The organism is Roseateles aquatilis, assembly GCF_002205645.1.
In the GTDB taxonomy this organism is placed as follows: domain Bacteria; phylum Pseudomonadota; class Gammaproteobacteria; order Burkholderiales; family Burkholderiaceae_C; genus Roseateles; species Roseateles aquatilis.
On the sequence record NZ_NIOF01000001.1, the window covers coordinates 599,979 to 622,847 of the forward strand.

The 22,869-nt window shown below is 69.1% G+C and carries 20 protein-coding genes; 10 read left to right on the top strand and 10 right to left on the bottom strand.

The window, feature by feature from the left end:
* Positions 1 to 2 precede the first annotated feature (2 nt).
* The 3 genes from CDN99_RS02600 to CDN99_RS29080 form a co-directional block, all read right to left on the bottom strand.
* Positions 3 to 2,099, bottom strand: a complete 2,097-nt coding sequence (locus tag CDN99_RS02600; protein WP_088382533.1) for a 3-hydroxyacyl-CoA dehydrogenase NAD-binding domain-containing protein — start codon at positions 2,097 to 2,099, stop codon at positions 3 to 5.
* A gap of 226 nt (positions 2,100 to 2,325) precedes the next feature.
* A complete protein-coding gene (locus CDN99_RS02605) occupies positions 2,326 to 2,772 on the bottom strand; it encodes a hypothetical protein (RefSeq protein WP_088382534.1) in 447 nt (148 codons plus the stop codon).
* 75 nt (positions 2,773 to 2,847) lie between these two features.
* Positions 2,848 to 3,261, bottom strand: a complete 414-nt coding sequence (locus tag CDN99_RS29080) for a hypothetical protein (protein WP_141100598.1) — start codon at positions 3,259 to 3,261, stop codon at positions 2,848 to 2,850.
* 120 nt (positions 3,262 to 3,381) lie between these two features.
* On the opposite strand from CDN99_RS29080, the gene CDN99_RS02610 reads away from it, so the two are divergent.
* Positions 3,382 to 5,388, top strand: a complete 2,007-nt coding sequence (locus CDN99_RS02610; RefSeq protein WP_141100599.1) for a hypothetical protein — start codon at positions 3,382 to 3,384, stop codon at positions 5,386 to 5,388.
* A gap of 27 nt (positions 5,389 to 5,415) precedes the next feature.
* Here the strand turns inward: CDN99_RS02610 and CDN99_RS02615 are convergent, their stop codons facing one another.
* The 6 genes from CDN99_RS02615 to CDN99_RS02640 all read right to left on the bottom strand — a co-directional run bounded on the left by CDN99_RS02615 (position 5,416) and on the right by CDN99_RS02640 (position 12,664).
* Positions 5,416 to 6,159 carry an ABC transporter ATP-binding protein gene (locus tag CDN99_RS02615; RefSeq protein ID WP_088383324.1) on the bottom strand — a complete coding sequence of 248 codons (744 nt, stop codon included), beginning with the start codon at positions 6,157 to 6,159 and terminating at the stop codon, positions 5,416 to 5,418.
* A gap of 32 nt (positions 6,160 to 6,191) precedes the next feature.
* On the bottom strand, positions 6,192 to 6,980 hold the full coding sequence (locus tag CDN99_RS02620; RefSeq protein WP_238139325.1) for an ABC transporter ATP-binding protein: 789 nt from the start codon (positions 6,978 to 6,980) through the stop codon (positions 6,192 to 6,194).
* The gene (locus CDN99_RS02625) at positions 6,977 to 8,371 is read right to left on the bottom strand and encodes a branched-chain amino acid ABC transporter permease (protein ID WP_238139326.1); all 1,395 of its coding nucleotides are present in this window, start codon (positions 8,369 to 8,371) and stop codon (positions 6,977 to 6,979) included. Before CDN99_RS02625 ends, CDN99_RS02620 begins: the two co-directional genes overlap by 4 nt.
* A 3-nt stretch (positions 8,372 to 8,374) precedes the next feature.
* Positions 8,375 to 9,319, bottom strand: coding sequence for a branched-chain amino acid ABC transporter permease (locus CDN99_RS02630; protein WP_238139378.1), 945 nt, complete (start codon positions 9,317 to 9,319; stop codon positions 8,375 to 8,377).
* A gap of 206 nt (positions 9,320 to 9,525) precedes the next feature.
* Positions 9,526 to 10,785 carry a branched-chain amino acid ABC transporter substrate-binding protein gene (locus tag CDN99_RS02635; RefSeq protein ID WP_088382539.1) on the bottom strand — a complete coding sequence of 420 codons (1,260 nt, stop codon included), beginning with the start codon at positions 10,783 to 10,785 and terminating at the stop codon, positions 9,526 to 9,528.
* 208 nt (positions 10,786 to 10,993) lie between these two features.
* On the bottom strand, positions 10,994 to 12,664 hold the full coding sequence (locus CDN99_RS02640; RefSeq protein WP_088382540.1) for a 3-(methylthio)propionyl-CoA ligase: 1,671 nt from the start codon (positions 12,662 to 12,664) through the stop codon (positions 10,994 to 10,996).
* Between the two features lie 310 nt (positions 12,665 to 12,974).
* Between CDN99_RS02640 and CDN99_RS29580 the strand changes: the two genes are divergently transcribed.
* From CDN99_RS29580 to CDN99_RS02675, 7 genes are all read left to right on the top strand, one after another.
* Positions 12,975 to 14,516, top strand: coding sequence for a methyl-accepting chemotaxis protein (locus CDN99_RS29580; protein ID WP_088382541.1), 1,542 nt, complete (start codon positions 12,975 to 12,977; stop codon positions 14,514 to 14,516).
* 487 nt (positions 14,517 to 15,003) lie between these two features.
* Entirely contained in the window at positions 15,004 to 16,545 is a 1,542-nt protein-coding gene (locus CDN99_RS02650; protein WP_088382542.1) for a protein adenylyltransferase SelO, read from the top strand.
* Positions 16,542 to 17,000, top strand: coding sequence for a peptide-methionine (R)-S-oxide reductase MsrB (gene msrB, locus CDN99_RS02655; RefSeq protein ID WP_088382543.1), 459 nt, complete (start codon positions 16,542 to 16,544; stop codon positions 16,998 to 17,000). The genes CDN99_RS02650 and msrB overlap by 4 nt, the downstream gene beginning before the upstream one ends.
* A gap of 33 nt (positions 17,001 to 17,033) precedes the next feature.
* Entirely contained in the window at positions 17,034 to 17,681 is a 648-nt protein-coding gene (locus CDN99_RS02660) for a septation protein A (RefSeq protein ID WP_088382544.1), read from the top strand.
* A gap of 38 nt (positions 17,682 to 17,719) precedes the next feature.
* Positions 17,720 to 17,992, top strand: a complete 273-nt coding sequence (locus CDN99_RS02665; protein WP_375134414.1) for a BolA family protein — start codon at positions 17,720 to 17,722, stop codon at positions 17,990 to 17,992.
* 72 nt (positions 17,993 to 18,064) lie between these two features.
* A complete protein-coding gene (locus tag CDN99_RS02670) occupies positions 18,065 to 18,862 on the top strand; it encodes a peptidylprolyl isomerase (protein WP_088382546.1) in 798 nt (265 codons plus the stop codon).
* Positions 18,863 to 18,998: 136 nt separating this feature from the next.
* Positions 18,999 to 19,559, top strand: a complete 561-nt coding sequence (locus tag CDN99_RS02675; RefSeq protein ID WP_088382547.1) for a DUF2062 domain-containing protein — start codon at positions 18,999 to 19,001, stop codon at positions 19,557 to 19,559.
* Positions 19,560 to 19,664: 105 nt separating this feature from the next.
* Here the strand turns inward: CDN99_RS02675 and CDN99_RS02680 are convergent, their stop codons facing one another.
* Positions 19,665 to 20,360, bottom strand: coding sequence for an ABC transporter ATP-binding protein (locus CDN99_RS02680; RefSeq protein WP_088382548.1), 696 nt, complete (start codon positions 20,358 to 20,360; stop codon positions 19,665 to 19,667).
* On the opposite strand from CDN99_RS02680, the gene CDN99_RS02685 reads away from it, so the two are divergent.
* Together CDN99_RS02685 and CDN99_RS02690 are read left to right on the top strand one after the other, a co-directional pair.
* Complete coding sequence (locus CDN99_RS02685; protein ID WP_238139327.1) at positions 20,359 to 21,048, top strand: arylesterase; 690 nt, start codon at positions 20,359 to 20,361, stop codon at positions 21,046 to 21,048. The genes CDN99_RS02680 and CDN99_RS02685 overlap by 2 nt on opposite strands.
* Before the next feature lie 165 nt (positions 21,049 to 21,213).
* On the top strand, positions 21,214 to 22,845 hold the full coding sequence (locus CDN99_RS02690; RefSeq protein WP_238139328.1) for a sulfatase-like hydrolase/transferase: 1,632 nt from the start codon (positions 21,214 to 21,216) through the stop codon (positions 22,843 to 22,845).
* Positions 22,846 to 22,869: the final 24 nt, after the last annotated feature.

Sequence of the window (22,869 nt, forward strand, 5' to 3'; positions counted from 1 at the left end):
CTTTATTCGTTGAAGCTCTTGTCCTGATCGGCCAGGCGCGCGAGCAGCGGCGCCGGCTCCCAGAACTTGCCGTCGTCATGCGGATTCTTGGCGAAGCGCTTCATCGCCTGCACCACGTTGTACAGACCGACCGTGTCGGCATAGCACATCGGGCCGCCGCGCCACAGCGGAAAGCCGTAGCCGGTCAGGTAGACCATGTCGATGTCGGAGGCGCGCAGCGCGATGCCCTCCTCCAGGATCTTGGCGCCCTCGTTGACCAGGGCGAAGACCAGGCGCTGGACGATCTCCTCGTCGCTGATCTTGCGCGGCGCGATGCCCAGCGCGGCGCGGTGCATCTCGATCATCTCGACGACCGTCTTGGACGGGATCGCGTCGCGCTTGCCGGCCTGGTAGTCGTACCAGCCCGCGCCGGTCTTCTGGCCGAAGCGGCCCATCTCGCACAGCAGGTCCGCGGTCTTGGAGTAGCGCAGGTCCGGCTTCTCCAGGTAGCGCCGCTTGCGGATGTACCAGCCGACGTCGTTGCCGGCCAGGTCGCCCATGCGGAACGGCCCCATCGCGAAACCGAAACGCTCGGCCGCCTTGTCCACCTGCTGCGGGGTGCAGCCCTCCTCCAGCAGGAAGCCGGCCTGGCGGCTGTACTGCTCGATCATGCGGTTGCCGATGAAGCCGTCGCACACGCCCGAGACCACGCAGGTCTTGCGGATCTTCTTGCCCAGCGCCATCACCGTGGCCAGCACGTCCTTGGCGGTGGCGGCGCCGCGCACCACCTCCAGCAGCTTCATCACGTTGGCGGGGCTGAAGAAGTGCGTGCCGATCACGTCCTGCGGACGCTTGGTGAAGCTCGCGATCTTGTCCACGTCCAGCGTCGAGGTGTTGGAGGCCAGGATCGCGCCGGGCTTCATGACCTCGTCGAGTTGCTTGAAGACCTGCTCCTTGACGCCGATGTCCTCGAAGACCGCCTCGATGACGAGGTCCGCGTCGCCGATGTCGGCGTAGTTCAGCGTCGAGTGCAGCAGGCTCATGCGCTGCACGTACTTGTCTTCCTTGAGCTTGCCCTTCTTGACCTGCGCCTCGTAGTTCTTGCGGATCGTGGCCAGGCCGCGGTCCAGCGCCTCCTGCTTCATCTCGAGGATGACCACCGGGATGCCGGCGTTCAGGAAGTTCATCGCGATGCCGCCGCCCATCGTGCCGGCGCCGATGATGGCGACCTTCTCGATCTTGCGCAGCGGCGTGTCCTCGGGCACGTCGGGGATCTTGGACGCGGCGCGCTCGGCGAAGAAGGCATGGCGCAGCGCCTTCGATTCGGGCGTCAGCATCAGCAGGCCGAAGGCCTCGCGCTCCGCGCGCATGCCGTCCTCGAATTTCATCGTGACGGCGTTGGCGACGGTCTCCACGCATTGCAGCGGCGCGGGGAAGTTCTTGCTCAGCGCCCCCACGGTGTTGCGCGCGAACTGGAAGAAGGCCTGCGCTTCCGGATGCTGCGCCTTGAGGTCGCGCACGCGCGGCAGCGGGCGCTTGTCGGCGATCTCCAGCGCGTAGCTCACGGCGCCGTCGAGCAGGTCGCCATCGATGACCTTCTGGAACAGCACCTGCCCCGGCACCTGCGCCAGCAGCTCGCTGTTGACGGGCTCGCCGCTGACGATCATGTTCAGCGCCGGCTCGACACCCAGCGCGCGCGGCAGCCGCTGCGTGCCGCCGGCGCCGGGCAGCAGGCCCAGCTTCACTTCCGGCAGCGCGATCTTGGCGCCGGGCGCGGTGACGCGGTAGTGGCAGCCCAGCGCCAGCTCCAGCCCGCCGCCCATCGCGACGCTGTGGATCGCGGCGACGACCGGCTTGGCGCAGGACTCGACGCGGTTGATCAGCGAGCCCAGGTTGGGCTCCGCCAGCGCCTTGGGCGAGCCGAACTCGCGGATGTCCGCGCCGCCCGAGAAGGCCCGTCCGGCGCCGGTGATGACGATGGCCTTGATGGCGGCGTCGTTCTCGGCCTGCTCGACGCCTTCGGCGACGGCCTTGCGCGTGGCGTGGCCCAGGCCGTTGACCGGCGGATTGTTGAGCGTGATCACCGCGACCTGGCCGCGGACTTCGTAGCTGGCACCCATGCTTGTTCCTTCCAGTACTGGTGAGAAGTCTCGCCGCCGGAGCTGTCTCCCCTGATGGGTGCCGGCAACGAAAAGAACGATCGTTCGATTCTAGGCAGCGCCGAGCCGCGCCGCTTGTCTCTGCTGTGACAGGGCGTCACCGGGGAAGTCCCGGGAGGAGGCGCGACCGGCGCGCGAGGTCCAAGGGTAGGCGGTCGACGGCACGTGGCGCGGCCGTCGCCAACGCTCAGAACGGCTTGTCGATCTGTGTCGGCGCGAAGCCGTTGTGGCCGGATTCCGGCTCCTGGAACTGGGTGCGGGCGAAGCCGCCTTCGTTGTCCACGTCCTCGCGCGGGGCGGCGGCCTTCGCGCGCACGATGGGCGCGGCGGGCGCCGCGGGCAGGATCGAGTCGGGGCCGTCCAGCGATTCGGCCGGGCTGCCCGTGTGCGCGGCCTTACGGCGCATGCGCTCGGCGATCAGCCGCAGTTCGCCGAGTTCGAGCTGCATGCGCTCGATCTGGCGGCGGGCCTGGGTGGTTTGCTCGTTGAGCAACTGACGCGCGGCTTCGAGCCGATCGATCAGCCGACGCGCGCGCTTCATGCGCGGCCACCACCAGCTGCTGGCGCCCACGCCCCCCACCGCCAGTCCCGCCAACGCGCCAGCGACGACCATCCAAGGCTGCACCGAATTCATGGGGGCTCCTTGTTCCTTGCCTTACGGCCAATGTAGTGCGGCGCCCGCCGGTTGTGGCGCCCGCAGGCACCCGGATCAAGGGACGCGAATCAGGGGGGAGGCGATGTCGGGTGCCGACCCGTCCGCTACTGACCCCGCTTCCTTGGTCATTCGCCCATGCTCATGAACAACCTCGCCGCGCTCTACGTCGACCGCAACATCCGCAGCTTGATGGACGATGGAAGCACACCCGCCAGCCTGCCGCTTCTTGCGGGACATCCGACCACCGGCAGTCGCTTCGAGCTGCAGAGACGCCATCCGGCCAACGACAACATCCAGCGCCTGGCCTGGACCCTGGAGCAGCTGAAGGAGGACGCCGCAAGCGTGTGGGACCTTCGCGAGTTTTCCCCGAACACGTTGGCGCAGTTGCCTGTCGAGGCGCTGCTCGAACTCTCGGGCAGGATCGACCATCTGCTGTTGCCCGAGCAATGCGCCGGCGCCGACGTTCATCGCTGGCTGCACTACGTGGGCGGCCTCCATCGGCTCAGCGTCAGCCACCCCCGGCTCGAACCGTCCGCCCGCATCGACGTGAGCCTCGGACGCTCGCTGAAGGAATTCCAGACCGATCCGGTGACGGCCCTGCGCTGCCACCTCCCCCGGGGCATCAAGCTCGTGCCCGCTCGCGAGGCGACAACGACAACAGCGATAGAGCTCCCGGCCGAGCCCAAGGCGCCGTGGTTCGCTCGCGCGCTGGGTGCGCTGCGCAAGCCGCGCGCCGCCCCGCCGGACACCGACCCGGGTCAACACCTGCCGCGCAACTGGCTGGGATTGTCCGGCGAGCTCAGCCGGTGCCTGATCGTCCCTTCCGTGGCCGCCGTTCCCAGACTCCTGATCGATACCCGCAACAAGGCGTGTCGTTTGCTCGACGCGTTTCCTCGTCCCTTGATCCTGCCCAGCGAGGAACCCCTGCTGAGCGACGCGAAGCGCATCCTCGCGCGCGCTCCGCGGCGAGGCCGCATCGCGATTTCCCAGGCCGAGGCGACCCTGTTGTACCGCGCGATACAGCTGGTCCGCGCGACGTTCGCGGCGCCGGGGTGCTCCGGGCCGGTGGAGCGATCGGCGCAGCAATGCCAGGGGCTGAGCGCGCTGATGGCCTGGGTCCGCGAGGCGGTCGATCCAGCGCAGCGCCGCCAGCGCGAAGCCGCCGCGCGCGCCTGCCGCGCGTCATCGGTCGAACCCGCGCCTCATCCTTCGATCCTGCAATTCGAGGAGCCTGCGCCCCACCCACATCTGTCCGCCATCGAACTGCCGCCCGCGTCCATCCTCCGCGCGCTGTGGCCGGAGCGCAGCCTGTGGCTCAGGCTGCGTACCACCACCGGTCAGATCCGCAACGTCGCCGACTTCCGGAGCGCCCTGCAAGCGTTCGACGGCATCACGCTGGAGCCGGGTCTGTGGCATGGCGGGCTGCCGGAAGTCTTCGACGCCGCCGCGCTGCACGGCCTCGATCTGGGCAACGTGATGACGCCCATCGACTGGCCGGCGCTGTGGGCATCGGTGGCGAGGCAGCCGGGGTTGCGCTGGATCGAGCCCCCTCACGGACAGACGCCCCTGGACGTGCCACCGGGCTGGGAATGGGACGACGTCAACAGGCGCTGCCACAGCCCCGCCGGTCTCGCGGCCATCGCGATCGAAGCGGCTGAGGCGGCCACGGCGGCGGCGGCTGCAGCAGCCGAAGCGGAGGAAGCGCGCGCGCGGGGCGCGGCACTCAACCAGGCGGCGCCGCGCGGTGACATTCAGGTGATCTCCGACTTCGTCGATGCCACCGACAAGCTGATCGAACGGCTGCATGACAGCGGCAAGCATCGTCAGCACACGGGGCGTCACAAGACCATCTTGAAGGCATTGCAGCATTGCCTGCGGAGCGGCCATGCGCCCGCCCTGGCCGAAGCGGCCGCGCTGATCCGGCAGGCCCCGGGCCACTGCGAGGACGCGAACCTGATGCGCCTGGACAACCTCGATGCGTGGTTGAAGGCAGGCCGGTTGGGATCTCTGAATCAAGCTGCGGAGTTGCTGCTGCGTCAGGGGATGCAAACGCGCGCGGCGCAGCATGCCGTCGTCGCGAACCCGCTCTACGTCGAGAGCCAGGAGCTCGCCAGCGGCCTGGCCTGGCTGGTCGACCAATGCCTCGACGACCTGCTGCCGAAGCGCGCCCACGCGACGAGTCAACCGTATTACGGACAGGCGGCGGGCACCAGCCCGCTGATGTCCGCGCCGCGTCGGCAGTGGCGCACGCGCATGGACTCGCAGGTGCAAGCCCGTGATGCGGTGCTGCGCCAGGAGTTGGACGAAGGGCTGCCCACCTTGCGCGAGCTGCTCACGCAGGAAAGCGGCCTGGGTCGCAGGATTCGCGACTTCGTCGAGCGGCAACCGGCTTGCGCCAAACGCGCGCAGAAGATCGAGGCCGAGTTCCAGAAAGCGCATGCCGCCGCCGTCGACGCGGATCCCGACAATCCGCACGCCGGCTGGGACGTCTACCTCGCCAAGGAGGCCGCGCTGATCGACACGGCCATGGACACGCTGCACCCCGCGCTGGATCCGCTGCTGGCGCGCATCCGCAAGGGCCTGTCGAAGCCCTGAGCCCGCGCCGCGGCGGGTCCCGCGGGCCTAGACCTCCAGCCACTCCTTGCGCACGTAGGCGTTCGCCCGCAGGTCGGCGGGCGTGCCCTCGAAGACGATGCGCCCGTGGCCCATCACGTAGCAGCGCTCGGAGATCTCCAGCGCGATGGCCAGCTTCTGCTCGACCAGCAGCACCGACACGCCGCGCCGCTTGAGCTCCTTCAGGTACTCCGCCACCAGCTCGACGATCTTGGGCGCCAGGCCCTCGGTGGGCTCGTCGATCATGATCAGGTCGGGGTCGCCCATCAGGGTGCGGCACAGCGTCAGCATCTGCTGCTCGCCGCCGGACAGCACGCCGGCCTCGGTGTGCTGGCGCTCCTTCAGGCGCGGGAACATCGCGTACATGTCGTCGAAGCCCCAGCGGGCCGGCTGGCCGCGCCGGCCGCCCTTCTCGCCCAACATCAGGTTCTGGTGCACCGTGAGCTTGGGAAAGATGTCCCGGTTCTCCGGCACGTAACCGATGCCCTGATGCGCGATCTCGTAGGCCTTCTGGCCCAGCAGCGCCTTGCCGCCCCAGCTCACCGAGCCGGTGCCGTCCACCTGGCCCATGATGGTCTTCACCGTCGTCGACCGGCCCGAGCCGTTGCGGCCCAGCAGGCTGACGATCTCGCCTGGGCGCACCTCCATGGTCACGCCGTGCAGCACATGGCTCTTGCCGTAGAAGGCGTGAACGTTCTCCAGCTTCAGCGCCCGTGTCCCGGCCGGCGTCGCGCCGGCGGACGCGGCGCGCATCGCGCCCACGTTGGTGTCGTTGATCGCCGTGCTCATGCGTGCGCCCCCGCGGCGTGCGACTCGGCCAGCACCGATCCCAGGTAGGCCTCCTGCACCCGCGCGTTGGCCCGCACCGCCTCGGGCGTGTCGAAGGCGATCACCTCGCCGTAGACCAGCACCGCGATCTTGTCGGCCAGCCCGAAGACCACGCCCATGTCGTGCTCCACCGTCAGCAGCGTGCGGCCCTCCGTGACTTGCCGGATCAGCTGGATGAAGCGACGCGTCTCGCTCTTGCTCATGCCGGCCGTGGGCTCGTCGAGCAGGATCACCTTCGCGCCGCCGGCGATCGTGATGCCGATCTCCAGCGCGCGCGCCTCGGCGTAGGTCAGGTTCATCGCCGGCACGTCGCGCTTCTTGTCGAGATGGATCTGCACCAGCAGTTCCTCGACGCGATCGTTGACGTCGTCCATGCCCGCGAGGAACTTCCAGAACGCGTAGCGGTGGCCCATGGACCACAGCAGCGCGCAGCGGATGTTCTCGAAGACCGACAGCCGCGTGAACAGGTTGGACACCTGGAAGCTGCGCGACAGGCCGCGGCGGTTGATCTGGTACGGCGGCAGCTGGTCGACGCGCTCGCCGAAGAGCCGGATCTCCCCGCTGGTGGGCGCGAAACGGCCGCTGACCAGGTTGAACAGCGTCGACTTGCCGGCGCCGTTCGGGCCGATGATCGCGACGCGCTCGCCGGGCTTCACCGCCAGGTCGGCGCCGCGGATGATCTCGCTCTTGCCGAAGCTCTTGCGGACCGACTTCAACTCCAGCGCATAAGGTCCAGGTCCGCTCACAGCGATTCCCTCCGCTTGATCTCTTTCTCGATCTCTTCCTGCGCCTTGTCCCATTCCGCCTTGAACTGGCGGCGCAGCAGCTCGAACAGCCCCAGCCCGGTGACCAGCACCAGCCCCGCGCCGAACCACGATTCGACGCTCCTGGCGTTGAACGCCAGGCCCAGGTAATGCATCTGCGGCCCGAGCGCCTCGTTGAGCTGCAGGTGATAGAGCATCTCCACCATCGCCGAGCCGCCCACCAGCATCGTCAGCGCCGCGCCGGCCAGGCCCAGGTAGGACGGCCACAGGCGCCCCAGCTTGCCGAAGGCCGCCAGGCGCAGGTTCATCATGATCAGCGAGGCGATGCCGCCCGGCGCGTACATCACCATGAACAGGAACACCAGGCCCAGGTAGAGCAGCCACGCCTTGGTCAGCTCCGACAGCAGCACCAGCGCCACCACCATCAGCACGGCGCCGATGATCGGACCGAAGAAGAAGGTCGCACCGCCCAGGAAGGTGAACAGCAGGTAGGCGCCAGAGCGCGCCGCGCCGACGACCTCGGCGGTGACGATCTCGAAGTTGATCGCCGACAGGCCGCCCGACACGCCCGCGAAGAAGCCCGCGATCAGGAACGCCAGGAAGCGCACCCACTGCGTGTCGTAGCCGATGAACTCGACGCGCTCGGGGTTGTCGCGGACCGCGTTGAGCATGCGGCCCAGCGGCGTGCGCGTGAACGCGAACAGCAGCGCGGTGCAGACGAAGCAATAGACGGCGATCAGGTAATAGACCTGGATCTGCGGGCCAAAGGTGATGCCCATCACCGCCTTGCCGACGACGCGGTTGCTGGAGACGCCGCCCTCCCCGCCGAAGAACTCCGGCAGCATCAGCGACATCGACCAGATCAACTCGCCCAGGCCCAGCGTGATCATCGCGAACGGCGTGCCGGACTTCTTCGTCGAGACATATCCGAACAGCGCCGCGAAGCACAACCCGGCGATGCCGCCGACGATGGGGATCAGGCTGACCGGCAGCGCCAGTTGGCCCCCGCCGACCATGTTGAGCGTGTGGATCGCCAGGTAGGCGCCCAGGCCGCTGTAGACCGCGTGGCCGAAGCTCAGCATGCCGCCCTGCCCCAGCAGCAGGTTGTAGGACAGGCACGCGATGATCGCGATGCCCATCTGCGTCAGCATGGTCTGCGCCAGGCTGCTGGTCCAGAGCAGCGGCGCCACCAGCAGCGCCAGCGCGTAGAAGCCCCACACGATCCAGCGGCCGACGTTGTGCGGCTTGAAGTGATAGGTCTGGCCGCGCGGCACGGCGCGGCGGGACGCTGCCGCGCCGCCGGTGGCGGGCGCAGCGCCCGTGGTCGGATCCGGCGACGCGGGCGTCGGGGAAGGCGTCATCACAGCAGACATCGATCAGCCCTCCCGCGTGCCGAGCAGGCCCTTGGGCCGGAAGATCAGGATCAGCACCATCAGCAGGTAGGGCAGGATGGGCGCGACCTGGGCGAGCGTCAGCTTGAGCAGCGGATAACCGAAGGTGTCGGGGCCGAGCTTGAAGGCCTGCGCCAGCGACACGTCCACCGTCAGCGGCAGCGTCTGCAGCAGGCCGATCAGCAGCGACGCCACGAAGGCGCCGGCCAGCGAGCCCACGCCGCCGACCACCACCACCACGAAGATGATGGAGCCCACGATCACCGCCATCGACGGCTCGGTGACGAAGGTGATGCCGCCGATCACGCCGGCCAGCGCCGCCAGCGCGCAGCCGCTGCCGAAGACCAGCATCAGCACGCGCGGCACGTTGTGGCCCAGGGACTCGACCATCTCCGGATGCGTCAGCGCCGCCTGGATGACCAGGCCGATGCGGGTGCGCGTGAGCAGCAGCCACAGCGCCAGCAGCATGAACAGCGCCACCACCATCATGAAGGCGCGCGTCAGCGGGAACTTGGAACAACTTGCCGCGGCGCACAGCGCGGCGGGCGCGTCGCCCCAGACCATCTGGAGGCTCTGCCCGGGCGCATGCACCAGCGTGAACGCCGCGCCCTGCAACGACGGCGGCGGCGGGAACGGCACCGCCGTGCGGCCCCAGACAAGCTGGACCAGCTCCAGCACCACGTACGACAGGCCGAAGGTGATGAGCAGCTCCGGCACGTGCCCGAACTTGTGGACGCGCCGCAGCGCGCCGCGCTCGAACAGCGCCCCGCAGGCGCCGACGAGCAGCGGGGCCGCGATCAGCGCCGGCCAGAACCCGATCCATCCGGCGATCGTGTACGCGAAGTACGCGCCCAGCATGTAGAAGCTCGCATGCGCGAAGTTCAGCACGCCCATCATGCTGAAGATCAGCGTCAGGCCGGAGCTGAGCATGAACAGCAGCAGCCCGGACGACAAGCCGTTCAGCAGGTTGATCAGTATCTGTTCCAAGACTTCACCCTCACTTCATCCTCTCTGCACGAGCCGGGCCGGCGCGGATCCCGCCGCGGGCGGGCCGAGGTCGGGTCCGGGCGCGGCGCCGCGCGCCCGTACGGCGAGCACCGCAGGCCCGAGATCGGCTCGCGCGGCAGCCCGACGCGTCAACCCGGGCGCTTCATCTGGCAGGACGTGGGCGTGCTCGAAACATACGCGTCATAGGTCTTCACGGGCGCGAAGTTGAAACCCGTGTTCTCCACGTTGTACGGATGCTTGGCGTCGACCTTCTCCCAGCGCGAGATGTACAGCGCCTGCTGCAGCTGGTGGTCGGTCTTGCGCATCTCGACGTCGCCGTTGAAGCTCTTGAACTTGAGCCCTTCCAGCGCCGCGGCGACCTTCACCGGATCGGTGCTCTTGGCCTTGGCCATCGCGGCGCTCAGCGCGGTGTAGATATGGATGACGCTGCCGGTGTAGAAGTCGTCGTTGAACTTGGCCTTGAACTCGTTGGCCCACTGGTCCATCTGGCCGCCCATGTTGTTGTAGTTGTAGGCCGCCTGGTAGACGCGGCCGGCGCCCGCCGCGCCCATGGCCGTCGGCGTGCCGGTGACGCCGGCGTAGTAGGTGTAGAACTTGCCGTTGTAGCCGGCCTCGCTGGCGGCCTTGATCAGCAGCGCCAGGTCCGAGCCCCAGTTGCCGGTGATCACCGTGTCCGCGCCGCTGGCCTTGATCTTGGCCACGTAGGGCGCGAAGTCGCGCACCTGCGCCAGCGGGTGCAGGTCCTCGCCGACGATCTGGACGTCGGGCCGCTTCTTGGCCAGCCCTTCCTTGGCGTACTTGGCGACCTGATGGCCGTGCGCGTAGTTCTGGTTGAGCAGGTAGACCTTCTTGACGTCCGGCTGGTCCTTCAGGAAGGTGGTGATGGCCTCCATCTTCATCGACGTGTCGGCGTCGAAGCGGAAGTGCCAGTAGCTGCACTTGCTGTTGGTCAGGTCGGGGTCCACCGCGGAGTGGTTGAGGTAGACCACCTCCTTGCCGGGATTGCGCTCGTTGTGCTTGTTGACCGCGTCGATGATGGCCAGCGCCGCCCCCGAGCCGTTGCCCTGCGTCACGTAGCGCACGCCCTGGTCGATCGCCGACTTCAGCGCGTTGAGCGATTCCGCCGGGCTCAGCTTGTTGTCGATGGCGATGACCTCGAACTTCACGCCGGCCGGGTTGCTCGCGTTGAACTTCTCGGCGAAGAACTGGAAGGACTTCACCTGGTTCTGGCCCACCGGGGCCATCAGGCCGGACAGCGGATCGATCCAGGCGATCTTCACGGTCTCGCCCTTTTGCGCGTGGGCGCCGGCGGCCGCGAAGAGGGCCAGCGCGGCGACGGCCAGCGGCCGGGCCAGGGGGGTGATCGAACGCGTGCTGTGCTTGCTCATGCTTGTCTCCTGATGTGGTTTTGGTGCAAGGCTGTTCCGAAAGCGACGGACTGCGCGGACTGCTGGGACGGGGATCAGTGAAGGGCGAAGAACTCCTGGAAGCGACCCGACCGGATCGGGCAGCGCCGCGGACCGCGACGCGAGACGACCGACGACGATGGCGCGCGGATGGAACGGGCGGCCGCGGCGACGCGAGGCCGGACCACGCTCAGCAGCCGGGCAGTTGGTGGGACTTGAACTGCTCGCGCAACTTCAGCTTGAGCATCTTGCCGGTGGCGGTGTGCGGGATCTCGTCGACGAAAACGACGTCGTCGGGCACCTGCCACTTGGCGATCTTGCCCTCGTAGAACCCGAGCACGTCCTCGCGCGTCAGCGCGGCGCCGGCCTCGCCGGGCTTGCGCACCACGACCAGCAGCGGGCGCTCGTCCCACTTCGGATGCGGCACCGCGATCACCGCGGCCTCGTGCACGGCGGGGTGGGCCATGGCGATGTTCTCGACGTCGATGGAGCTGATCCATTCGCCGCCGGACTTGATGACGTCCTTGCTGCGGTCGGTGATCTGCATGAAGCCGTCGGCATCGATGGCGGCCACGTCCCCGGTGGGGAACCACAGGCCCGCGTCGCGCCCGTCCGCGCCCGCGACGCGAATCAGCGGCGAGCCGTCATGTCCGAAGTAGCTCTCGATCACCCACGGGCCGCGCACGACCAGGTTGCCGGAGCTCTTGCCGTCCCACGGCAGTTCGCGGCCGGCATCGTCCACGACGGTCATGTCGACGCCGAAGATGGCCTTGCCCTGCTTCTCCAGCAGGCGGCGCTGCTGCTCCTGGGGCAGCTCCAGTTGCCGGCTGCTCAGCCGCGACAGCGTGCCCAGCGGCGACATCTCGGTCATGCCCCAGGCGTGGATCACGTCGACGCCGTAGTCGTCCATCAGCGTGCGCAGCATCGCCGGCGGACAGGCGGAGCCGCCGATCACCGTGCGCTTGAAGGTCGAGAACTTGAGCTGGTTGGCGCCGACGTAGTTCAGCAGGCCCAGCCAGACGGTGGGCACGCCGGCGCTGAAGGTGACCTTCTCGGTCTCGAAGAGCTCGTACAGCGACTTGCCGTCCAGGTGCGGGCCCGGCATCACCAGCTTGCAGCCCACCAGCGCGGTGCTGTACGGCAAGCCCCAGGCGTTGACGTGGAACATCGGCACGACCGGCAGGATCACGTCGCGGCGCGACGCGGCCATCGCGTCCGGCAGCGCCGCGCCGTAGGCGTGCAGCACCGAGCTGCGATGGCTATAGACGGCGCCCTTGGGATGGCCGGTGGTGCCGCTGGTGTAGCAGATGCTCGAGGCGGTGTTCTCGTCGAACTCGGGCCAGACGTAGCGACCGTCCTCGGCCTCGACCAGTTCCTCGTAGCAGCGCAGGTTGGGGATGGCGGTCTGGGCCGGCATGTGGGCGCGGTCCGTCATCAGGATGAAGTGCCGGACCTGGGGTAGCTGCGCGGCGATCTTCTCGACCAGCGGCAGGAAGGTCAGGTCGAAGCACAACGCGCGGTCGTCGGCATCGTTGGCGATCCACGCGATCTGCTCCGGGAACAGGCGCGGATTGATGGTGTGGCAGACCAGGCCGGAGCCCGAGGTGCCGTAGTAGATCTCCAGGTGGCGATAGCCGTTCCAGCCCAGCGTGCCGACGCGCTCGCCGGCCGAGAGCCCCAGCCGCGCGAGCGCCTGGGCCAGCTGGCGGGAGCGCAGCTCCACCGCCGCCCACGTGGTGCGGTGCAGGTCGCCCTCGACCCGCTTGCTCACGATCTCGGTATCCCCGGAATGTCGCGCCGCGTGCTGGATCAACGAGGAGATCAGCAGCGGCATCGACATCATCTGGCCCATCAGTGCCATGCGTGTCTCCTGGATATGGTTCGGCGCCTCGCCGTGCCCGGCACCGCGCGCGGCGGTGATCCGGACCCTCGCGGACCCCTTGTCGGACCAGTCTATCGGCGGGTCCGCGCGCCTTGCGTCACCCTAGTGACGCGGCGGCGCTTCTGGCATAGGGGATTACACGGGCGGTACGGTGTCACGGCAACGCCGGGCCCGGGGGCTTACCCCCACCGAAGCCCTCTTGGCAGCGCGCGCGGCCGGTGTTCAGAATCGGCGCGTCCAGGCCTTTCCCATCGGAAAACCAGAACCATACAGAGACAAGGAGACTTCGATGCGGCTCAACGACCTTCCCCTGGCGCGCAAGCTCAACGGCGCGATCGTGCTGTTGATCCTGGCGATGCTGGTGATCGCGGGCGCCACGCTGGTGCGCAACGACACGATCACGCACGAGGCCACCACGGCGATCAACGACGCGCAGGACCTGATCCGCAAGTCGGTCCAGTGGCAGGGCATGACGCAGACGGCGGTGGCGCGCAGCATGGCCAGCGCCATCAGCTCCGACCCGGTGGTGGGCGAGCTGTTCAAGGACAACATCGCCAACGACGCGCCCGAGGTCGCCAAGCTGCGCGAGGGCATCGCGGCGCAGGCGCGGCGGCCCGAGGACCAGGCCAAGCTCAAGGAGATCGTCGCGCTGGGGCAGACGCTGCTGGCCGCGAGCAAGAAGGCGCGCGAGTCCGGCGCGGCCGGCGACTGGAGCGCCACCAGCCGCATCGTCAAGGACGAATACGCGCCGTCGGTGAAGGTCTACCTGGACGCCATCGGGCAGTTCGTGGCGATGCAGGAGCAGCGCGCCGAGGCCGCCCGGCAGGCCTCGCTGGACGCGCGCTCGGCGCTGCGCTGGCAGGCCGCGCTGGGCGCGCTGGTGATCGCCGCGGTGGGCCTGGTCACCGCCTGGCTGCTGAGCCGCGCGATCGTGACGCCGATGGCGCAGGCGGTGCAGGTGGCCGAGGCCGTCGCGGCCGGCGACCTGCGCTCGGTCATCCAGCACGACAGTCGCGACGAGACCGGGCAATTGCTGTCCGCGCTCAAGCGCATGAACGAGAGCCTCTCCGGCATCGTGGGCCAGGTGCGCCAGAGCAGTGACTCGATCGCCACCGGCACCGGCGAGATCGCCACCGGCAATGCCGACCTGTCGCAGCGCACCGAGCAGCAGGCGGCCAACCTGGAAGAGACGGCGGCGTCGATGGAGCAGCTCACCGCCACGGTGAAGCAGAACGCCGAGACGGCGCGCACGGCGACGCAGCTGGCGCAGTCCGCGTCGACCGTCGCGGTGGAAGGCGGCCAGGCGGTCCAGCAGGTGGTGACGGTGATGCGCCAGATCGACGAGAGCTCGCGCCGCATCACCGACATCATCGGCACCATCGAAGGCATCGCCTTCCAGACCAACATCCTGGCGTTGAACGCCGCGGTCGAGGCCGCCCGCGCCGGCGAACAGGGCCGCGGCTTCGCGGTCGTGGCCAGCGAGGTCCGCGCGCTCGCGCAGCGCAGCGCGGCGGCGGCCAAGGAGATCAAGACGCTGATCGGCGACAGCGGCGCCAAGGTCGAGGCCGGCACGCGACTGGCCGGCAACGCCGGGGACACGATGGGACAGATCGTCGACCGGGTGAAGCAGGTCTCCGACCTCATCGCCGAGATCAGCGCCGCGAGCGTGGAGCAGAGCCAGGGCATCGACCAGGTCGGCGACGCGATCAGCCAGCTCGACCAGGTCACGCAGCAGAACGCGGCGCTGGTCGAGGAGTCCGCGGCGGCGGCGGACAGCCTCAAGCAGCAGGCGGCGCAGTTGAATCAGGCGGTGGCGATCTTCCGGCTTTGATTGATTGATTGATTGATTGATTGATTGTTTGTTCGTTTGCTTGCTTGCTTGCTTGCTTGCTTGCGAAGACCGAGCAAGCCACCGTGAGCCGGCATCCCCCTCGCTCCTAAGTCCCAAAGTCGCTCGGGGGATGCCGGCCCACGGCGGCTACTCGCACCACGCGATTCGACGTATCCACGGCGCTGATCCGGGTCCCGAGGTCGCTCGGTGGGGGCCCACGGCGGCAAGTCACGTCGGGTGATTCGACGATATCCACGAGCGCTGGCAAGCCGCCGGGGATCCCCGCCCCCCGAACGACTTTGGGACTTAGGAGAGAGGGGGGCGGGGATCCCCGGTGGCCTGCTCGGTCGTCGCAAGCATTCGCGGGAGCGGTGGGAGCGGTGGGAGCGGTGGGAGCGGTGAGAGTCGCGCGAACCGCGGGAACCGCAGGAGCCAGGAGATCCTCGGCCACCCACAGGGCCATCCCCCGCTCGCTACACTGCCCGGCATGAACGCGCCCGAGACGACCGCGCCCGCCCTCGACGGTTTCGAGGGCGCCGACGCGGCCCGCTGGACCCACCGCTACGCGAGCCTGGGTCCTGACTTTTTCACCGAGTTGCCCGGCTCCGGGCTCCCCGATCCCCAGTGGGTGGCGACCAGCCCCGACTGCGCCGCGCTGCTCGGCTGGTCCCCGGACTGGTGGACCCGCCCCGGCTCGCTGGAGGTCTTCAGCGGCAACGCGCTGCTGACCGGCATGCGCCCGCTGGCCACCGTCTACAGCGGCCATCAGTTCGGCGTCTGGGCCGGCCAGCTCGGCGACGGCCGCGCGCTGATGCTCGGCGGGCTCGACACCCCGAACGGCCATTTCGAGCTGCAGCTCAAGGGCGCCGGCCTGACGCCCTACTCCCGCCGTGGCGACGGGCGGGCGGTGCTGCGGTCGTCGATCCGGGAGTTCCTGTGCTCCGAGGCGATGGCCGCGCTCGGCATCCCGACGACACGCGCGCTGGCGATCACCGGATCGACACGCCTGAAGGTGCAGCGCGAGACGGTCGAGACCAGCGCCATCGTGACGCGTGTCGCGCCCAGCTTCCTGCGCTTCGGCCACTTCGAGCACTTCGCCCACCATGGCATGCCCGATCAGTTGCGCGTCCTGTTCGACCACTTTGTCCGCCACCACGCGCCCGAATGCGCCGAGGCACCGAATCCCGTCACCGCCGTGCTGGCCCAGGTCGCCGCGCAGACCGCCGAGATGGTGGCGCGCTGGCAGGCCGTCGGCTTCATGCACGGCGTGATGAACACCGACAACATGTCGATGCTGGGCCTGACCATCGACTACGGCCCGTTCGGCTTCATGGACGGCTTCGATCCCGGCCACGTCTGCAATCACTCGGACCACCAGGGCCGGTATGCCTTCGCGCGCCAGCCGCAGGTGGCGTTCTGGAACCTGCATGCGCTCGCCCAGGCGCTGCTGCCGCTGATGCCCAACGTCGACACGGACCAGGACGCCGCGGGCGACGAGTTGATCGCGGCGCTGGACGTGTACCGCGAGCGCTTCGGCACCACGCTGCTCGGTGAGATGCGCGCCAAGCTGGGACTGGGCACGGCGCTGGACGAGGACGGTCCGCTGGTCGACGACTGGCTGCGGCTGCTCGCCCTGCACCACACCGACTACACCATCGCGCATCGCCGGCTGGCCGCCTTCGATCCCGAGCAGCCGCCCGAGGCGCCCACGCACGCGCCGCTGCGCGACCTGTTCGTCGACCGTGACGCCTTCGACGCCTGGGCCCATCGTTACGCCGGGCGCTTGAAGCGCGAGCCGTCGGACGCCTGCGCGACCCGTGCCGCGCGGATGCACGCGGTCAACCCGGCGGTGGTGCTGCGCAACCACCTGGCCGAGACCGCGATCCGTCAGGCCGAGGCTGGCGACTTCAGCGAAGTGCGTCGGCTGCTCGACGTCCTGCGCCGCCCCTTCGACGAACCGGCCCAGGCGTCCGACGCCGGATTCCCGCCCGACTGGGCTCAAACCCTGGAGGTCTCCTGTTCATCATGAGCCGATTCACCGACCCCATCCCCGCCGGCGCCCACGACCCGGAGCGCGACCGCGACACCGAGTACCCCGTCCGCAAGACCGATGCCGAATGGCGCGCGCAGCTCGACGCGACGCAGTACCAGGTGGCGCGCCACGCCGCCACCGAGCGCGCCTTCACCGGCAAGTACTGGGACCATTGGGAGGCCGGCCGCTACAACTGCGTCGGCTGCGGCACGCCGCTGTTCCAGGCCGACACCAAGTTCGACGCCGGCTGCGGCTGGCCGAGTTATTACGAGCCCATCAACGCGGAAGTGGTCGAGCGCGTGGTCGACGCGAGCCACGGCATGGTGCGCATCGAGGTGCGCTGCAACAACTGCGGCACCCATCTCGGCCACGTCTTTCCCGATGGCCCCGAACCGACGGGCGAGCGGTTCTGCATCAATTCCGCCGCGATAGACTTCGAACCCCGGCGCTGAGCGCCCGCCCTCCCCTGGCTCCGGCCCTTCCCCATGAAGTTGTTGCTCGATTTCCTGCCGCTCCTGCTGTTCTTCGTCACCTTCAAGTACGCGGACGGACGGGCGGACTGGGCCGCGGCCTTCGCCACCGAGCATCTGGGCTTCCTGGTGTCCGGCGGCAAGGTCGGCGCGGCCGAGGCCCCGGTGCTGCTGGCCACCGTCGTGACCATGCTGGCGACGATCGCGCAGGTGCTGTACCTGAAGCTGCGCGGACGCAAGATCGACCTGATGCTGTGGATCAGCCTGGCGCTGATCGTCACGCTGGGCGCGGCCACCGTCTACTTCCACAGCGAGACCTTCATCAAGTGGAAGCCGACGCTGCTGTACTGGGCGATCTCCGCCGCGTTCCTGGTCAGCCGCGTGTTCCTGGGCAGGAACCTGCTGCGCAAGGTGCTGGGCGCCGAGCTGCAGTTGCCCGACCCCGCCTGGGCACGGTTGAACTGGGCCTGGTCGGTGTTCTTCGGCGCCCTGGGCGTGGCCAACCTCTACGTCGCGCATGCCTACAGCACCGAGGCCTGGGCCAACTTCAAGGTCTTCGGGGCGACCGGCCTGATGGTGCTGTTCATGCTGGGCCAGGGGCTCTACATGAGCCGCCACATGCCCGAGCAGGACGAGGCGCCGGCCGAGGAGCCCAAGCCATGAGCGCCCCCACCACCGCCCCCAAGGGCAATCCCGCCGCGATGCCGTCGGTCGAGATCGAGGCCCGCTTGCGCGCGGCGCTGGCGCCCGTCTCGCTGAGCCTGCGCGACGACAGCGCCCACCACGCCGGCCACGCGGGGGCCCGCGAGGGGGGGCACTATTACCTCGAAATCGTGAGCTCGCGCTTTGCCGGTTTACCCAGGGTGGCGCGTCATCGGCTCGTATATGATGCCCTCGCCGATCTGATGCAGAAGGGTATACACGCACTGGCCATCGATGCCCGCGCGCCCGACGAACAGCAGACCAAGGTCTAAGTTAGCGCCGTTATCGGCGCTTTGTTTTGGAGCGTACGCGCTCACCCGGGAGTCCCGAAAGGCCCTTTATCCATGAAGAAGTTTGTGCTTGCCGCCACCGTGGCGGTCATCGGTGCCGTGTCCCTGCCGGCCATGGCCCAGAACATCGCGATCGTGAACGGCAAGCCGGTGCCCAAGGCCCGTGCCGAGCTGCTCATCAGCCAGATCGCCAAGGGCGGCCAGCCGCGCAGCCCGGAAATGGAAGCCAAGGTCAAGGATGAGGTCGTCCTGCGCGAGATCTTCCTGCAGGAAGCCGAGAAGCGCGGCCTGAACAAGACCGACGACTACAAGAACCAGATGGAACTGGCCCGCCAGACCATGCTGATCCGCGAGCTCTTCAATGACTACATCAAGAAGAACCCGGTGACCGACGCGGAAGCCAAGGCCGAGTACGACAAGTTCAAGGCGCAAGCCAGCGGCACCGAGTTCCACGCCCGCCACATCCTGGTGGAAAAGGAAGAAGACGCCAAGGCGCTGATCAAGCAACTGAACGGCGGCGCCAAGTTCGAGGACGTCGCGTCCAAGAACTCCAAGGACACCGGCTCCGCCGCCAACGGTGGCGATCTGGGCTGGTCCGCGCCGGACGCCTACGTGCCTGAGTTCAGCGCTGCCCTGGGCAAGCTGAAGGCCGGCGAAATGACGCAGGAGCCGGTGAAGTCGCAATTCGGCTTCCACATCATCAAGCTGGAAGAAACGCGCGACGCGCAGTTCCCGGCCTTCGACGACGTGAAGGCGCAGATCGCCCAGCGCATCCAGCAGCAGAAGGTCGCCCAGTTCCAGGAAGAGCTGCGCACGAAGGCCAAGACCGACTACAAGTTCTCCGCGAACTGATCGTCGACGCCTCGAAGCGGACCTCGCGGTCCGCGTTCCATGCCGGCCCGCGCCGCTGACCTGTCAGCCGCGCGGGCTTGTCTTATCCGGGCACCAGCCCCTTGATCGGTCGCCGCCCCGCGATCCGCCCCGCCCCATGACGGCTTCCCGCCTTGCCCGCCGCCTGCTGCCCTCGCCCGAGACCCTGGAACAGACCAAGGGTCTGAAGTGGCTCGGCCACTACCTGCGCGAGCGGCCCTGGCTGTGGGTGGCGCACCGTCGGCGCGTCGCGCTGGGCGCGGCGCTGGGACTGGCGGTGGGCGTGATCCCGCTACCGACGCAGATGCTGCTGGCCGCGGCGGTCGCGATCCTGTGCCGCGCCAACGTCGCCGCCGCGATCGCGGCCACCTGGCTGACCAACCCGCTGACGCTGGTGCCGATCTGGGGGCTGGCGATCTTCCTGGGCCGGCAGGTGCTGGGCGTGCACGGCCCGATTTCGGCGCCGACGGAGCTCGCGCTCAACTGGAGCGATCCGGCCAGTTGGTGGCCCGCGCTCAGCCAGTGGCTGTCGGAGCTGGGCGCGCCGCTGCTGGTCGGCCTGCCCTGCGCCGGCGTGGTGCTGGGCCTGTCGTTGTACGTGATCGTCTACGTCGGCTGGTGGGCGGTGATCCGCTACGAGCGGCGTCGGCGCCTGCGCGAACGCGCATTGCGGGCCTGACAGGATCCCCCGCCATCCGTCCCCGACGCCCGGTACCGCCCGCGCCGACGGGATACCGCGGCATGCGCCCAGTGGCGCATCGAGGGGCCGCCGAGGGCGCTTTCCTCAGGCCGGCAGATCCGCCATCGTGATGTCCTGCAGATGTCCGGCGGAGATCTTCAGCTGACGATCGCAGCGCGCCGCGATGCTGCTGTCATGCGTGACCATCACCAGCGTCGTCCCGAGCTCGCGATTGAGCTCGAACATCAAGGCCATCACCTGCTCGCCGGTCGCATAGTCGAGGCTGCCGGTCGGCTCGTCGGCCAGCAGCAACGCGGGTTGCTGCACGAAGGCTCGCGCCAGCGCGACGCGCTGCTGCTCGCCGCCCGACAGCACGCGCGGGTAGTGCGACAGGCGCTGCCCCAGCCCCACGCGTTCCAGCATCTGCCTGGCCAGCGACCGGGCCTCGCGCTCGCCGCGCAGCTCCAGCGGCAGCATGACGTTCTCCAGCGCCGTCAGGTGCCCGAGCAACTGAAAGCTCTGGAACACGAAGCCGAGGTGCTCCCCGCGCAGCGCCGCGCGGCCGTCCTCGTCCAGCACGAACATGTCCTGCCCGCGCAGCCGCACGGTGCCTTGCGTGGGCGTGTCCAGGCCCGCGAGGATGGACAGCAGCGTGCTCTTGCCGGAGCCTGACGCGCCGACGATGGCGACGGATTCCTTGCCCTGCAGCTGAAAATTGATGTCATGCAGAATGGTCAGCACGCCGTCGGCGTCCCGCACCGACTTGCTGACATGATCGACTTCGAGGATGTTCTGAGCCATGAACCAACCGCAGATGCGCCGCCGTGAATGGATGTTGCACTGTAGCGCCTGTGTCCTGACCCTGGCCGCGGCCGGGGCGACATCGGCGCCTGTCGCCGCGCAAGGCCGCACCGATGCGGCCGGGGGCGCCGCGCCGCGCCGCATCCTGGTGCTGGGCGACAGCCTGTCGGCCGAGTACGGCCTGGCCCGCGGCAGCGGTTGGGTCGCGTTGCTGGACCAGCGCCTGCGATCGCAGAAGCTGCCCGCCGAGGTGATCAACGCCAGCATCAGCGGCGACACGACCTCGGGTGGCCGCTCCCGCCTGCCCACGCTGCTCAAGCAGCACCGGCCCACCCACCTGATCATCGAGCTGGGCGGCAACGACGCGCTGCGCGGCCTGCCGCTGACGATGACTCGCGACAACCTCAAAGCGATGGTGCAGGCCGGCAAGGACGCCGGCGCGAAGGTGCTGATCATCGGCATGCAGATCCCGCCCAACATGGGCGCGAGCTACGCGCGCGATTTCGAGGGCAGCTTCAGGACCGTCGCGCAGGATGAGAAGGTGGCGCTGCAGCCCTTCCTGCTGGCGGGCATCGCCGACCGCGCCGACATGCGCGACTGGTTCCAGGGCGACGGCATCCACCCGCTCGCCAAAGCCCATCCGCTGATGCTGGACAACGTGTGGAAGGTGCTGCGGCCGATGCTGTGAGCGCGGGTCGGGGCGGCGCGCGGGCGCCTTGCGAGCGCGAAAAAGCTGCGGGCGGCTTCCGCTTAAACCTTCGCCGGTGGGCGCCTTCGTTCCCTAGACTCGCGCGTCCCTGCCTTCCGCCGCGAGTCCTGGACGGCTCGCCTTGTCTCAGCCCACGACCTCTCGATGGCCATTTCCCTTCCCGCGCGTTCCGTGCTGCCCTCGTGGCTGGCGATGGGCCTGCTCGCGGCCGGCGCCGCCGTCGCGGTGGTGATGGGCCATGACGGCCGCCGCGCCGCGCAGGTCGCGATGCTGGTGCTGCCGCTGCTGCTCTGGCTGCGCTGGCCGGTCGCGAGCACCGGCTGGCGCCGTGTCCGCGCGGTCGCGGTCTTCGCGCTGCTCGCGGCGTTCCTGCTCGACGGCGCGGTGCGCGCCTACCTGGTGAAGCTCTATCAGGCCACGCCGGACAGCTCGCTGGTGCTCTCCGCCGCGGCCAACACCACGGCGCGCGAGATCCGCGAGTACCTCAGCTCGCAACTGTCCACGATGGCGCTCGCGATCGGCGTGGCGATCGTGGCGCTGGCGCTCACCGGCGTGGCCATCGCGGCGGCCACGCGCGATCAGGCGCCGCTGTCGCGCCCCGGGCGCATCGCCGTGATCGCGCTGCTGGTGGTCTGCAGCATCGGGTACCTCAGCAAGCCCTGGCGGCGCCACCATCCGCTCACGTTCTGGCCCACCTGGGCCGAGCAGGTCAAGGACCTGCGTCTGGCCTGGTCCGACCAGCAGGGCCAGCGCGACCAGTTGATGCGCAATGCGCGGGCCGCGTCGCCGACGATCGCCGCGGCCGGCCCCGCCACGGTCGTGCTGGTGCTGACCGACAGCGTCAACCGCGACAACATGAGCCTGTACGGCTACGCCCGCCAGACCACGCCGCAGCTCGCGGCGCTGAGCGGCGAGGAGGCCGGCCGGCTGCTGACGCTGCGCCACGCCTGGTCGGTGGAGGCGGCCACCCTCGCCTCGCTGAGCGGCCTGTTCAGCTTCGGCGAGCGTGACGCGGACGACCCGGCCGGCCGCGCGCAGCACCTGCTGGCGCTCGCCCGCACCGCCGGCTACAAGATCTGGTGGATGAGCAATCACGACGATGTCGCCGTCGACCAGCAACACGCGCGGCTCGCCGACGAGGTCGAGATGATCAACCGCCAGCCGGGCCGCTCCACCGCCTCGCTGGATGGTGAGCTGCTCGACTGCCTGGAGGAGGCGCTCGTCGATCCCACGCCGCGCAAGCTGATCGTCGTGCACCTGCTGGGCGCCCATCCGCATTACCGGCTGCGCCGCCCGCCCGGCGACCACCCCTTCGACGACGCGCCCGACGCCGTCGACGCCCGCATGATCCGCGACGGCCACCCCGTCTGGCTGCGCGAGTCGCGCCAGGACTACGACGCGGCGCTGCGCTACCACGACGACGTCGTCGCCCAGACGCTGCGGCTCACGCGCCGCCACGTGCCGGATGCCGGCCAGGGCGCGTGGATGTTCCTGTCCGACCATGGCCAGGAGGTCGGCCATGACATCGTGCACGCCGGCCACAGCCCGGGCACCGCGGCGGGATACCGCATCCCCGCCCTGCTCTGGCGCAACGCGCCGGGCTTCGATGCCTCGCTCGCGTCGCGTCCGTTCCGCGCCGACTGGGCGGGCTGGACGCTGGCGGAGCTGATGCACCTGCGCTGGACGGGCATGGCCGCCGACCGCAACGTGCTCGACCCCACCTACGCGTGGCGCCCACCCACGCTGCCGGCCCGGGTCTCGCGCTTCGACCGATAGCACGTCTTCGAGCGCCTTGGGGCG

Excerpts from the sequence above, each read along its gene's own strand:
- CDN99_RS02685 (WP_238139327.1), top strand. The coding sequence starts at position 20,359 with ATGAACCAACCGCAGATGCGCCGCCGTGAATGGATGTTGCACTGTAGC.
- CDN99_RS02675 (WP_088382547.1), top strand. The coding sequence starts at position 18,999 with ATGACGGCTTCCCGCCTTGCCCGCCGCCTGCTGCCCTCGCCCGAGACC.
- CDN99_RS02625 (WP_238139326.1), bottom strand. The coding sequence starts at position 8,371 with ATGTCTGCTGTGATGACGCCTTCCCCGACGCCCGCGTCGCCGGATCCG.
- CDN99_RS02665 (WP_375134414.1), top strand. The coding sequence starts at position 17,720 with ATGCCGTCGGTCGAGATCGAGGCCCGCTTGCGCGCGGCGCTGGCGCCC.
- CDN99_RS02650 (WP_088382542.1), top strand. The coding sequence starts at position 15,004 with ATGAACGCGCCCGAGACGACCGCGCCCGCCCTCGACGGTTTCGAGGGC.
- CDN99_RS02680 (WP_088382548.1), bottom strand. The coding sequence starts at position 20,360 with ATGGCTCAGAACATCCTCGAAGTCGATCATGTCAGCAAGTCGGTGCGG.
- CDN99_RS02630 (WP_238139378.1), bottom strand. The coding sequence starts at position 9,319 with ATGCTCAGCTCCGGCCTGACGCTGATCTTCAGCATGATGGGCGTGCTG.
- CDN99_RS02660 (WP_088382544.1), top strand. The coding sequence starts at position 17,034 with ATGAAGTTGTTGCTCGATTTCCTGCCGCTCCTGCTGTTCTTCGTCACC.
- CDN99_RS02600 (WP_088382533.1), bottom strand. The coding sequence starts at position 2,099 with ATGGGTGCCAGCTACGAAGTCCGCGGCCAGGTCGCGGTGATCACGCTC.
- CDN99_RS02690 (WP_238139328.1), top strand. The coding sequence starts at position 21,214 with ATGGCCATTTCCCTTCCCGCGCGTTCCGTGCTGCCCTCGTGGCTGGCG.
- CDN99_RS02640 (WP_088382540.1), bottom strand. The coding sequence starts at position 12,664 with ATGGCACTGATGGGCCAGATGATGTCGATGCCGCTGCTGATCTCCTCG.
- CDN99_RS02635 (WP_088382539.1), bottom strand. The coding sequence starts at position 10,785 with ATGAGCAAGCACAGCACGCGTTCGATCACCCCCCTGGCCCGGCCGCTG.
- CDN99_RS29080 (WP_141100598.1), bottom strand. The coding sequence starts at position 3,261 with ATGAACGTCGGCGCCGGCGCATTGCTCGGGCAACAGCAGATGGTCGAT.
- CDN99_RS29580 (WP_088382541.1), top strand. The coding sequence starts at position 12,975 with ATGCGGCTCAACGACCTTCCCCTGGCGCGCAAGCTCAACGGCGCGATC.
- CDN99_RS02615 (WP_088383324.1), bottom strand. The coding sequence starts at position 6,159 with ATGCGCGCCGCGTCCGCCGGCGCGACGCCGGCCGGGACACGGGCGCTG.
- CDN99_RS02670 (WP_088382546.1), top strand. The coding sequence starts at position 18,065 with ATGAAGAAGTTTGTGCTTGCCGCCACCGTGGCGGTCATCGGTGCCGTG.
- msrB (WP_088382543.1), top strand. The coding sequence starts at position 16,542 with ATGAGCCGATTCACCGACCCCATCCCCGCCGGCGCCCACGACCCGGAG.
- CDN99_RS02605 (WP_088382534.1), bottom strand. The coding sequence starts at position 2,772 with ATGAATTCGGTGCAGCCTTGGATGGTCGTCGCTGGCGCGTTGGCGGGA.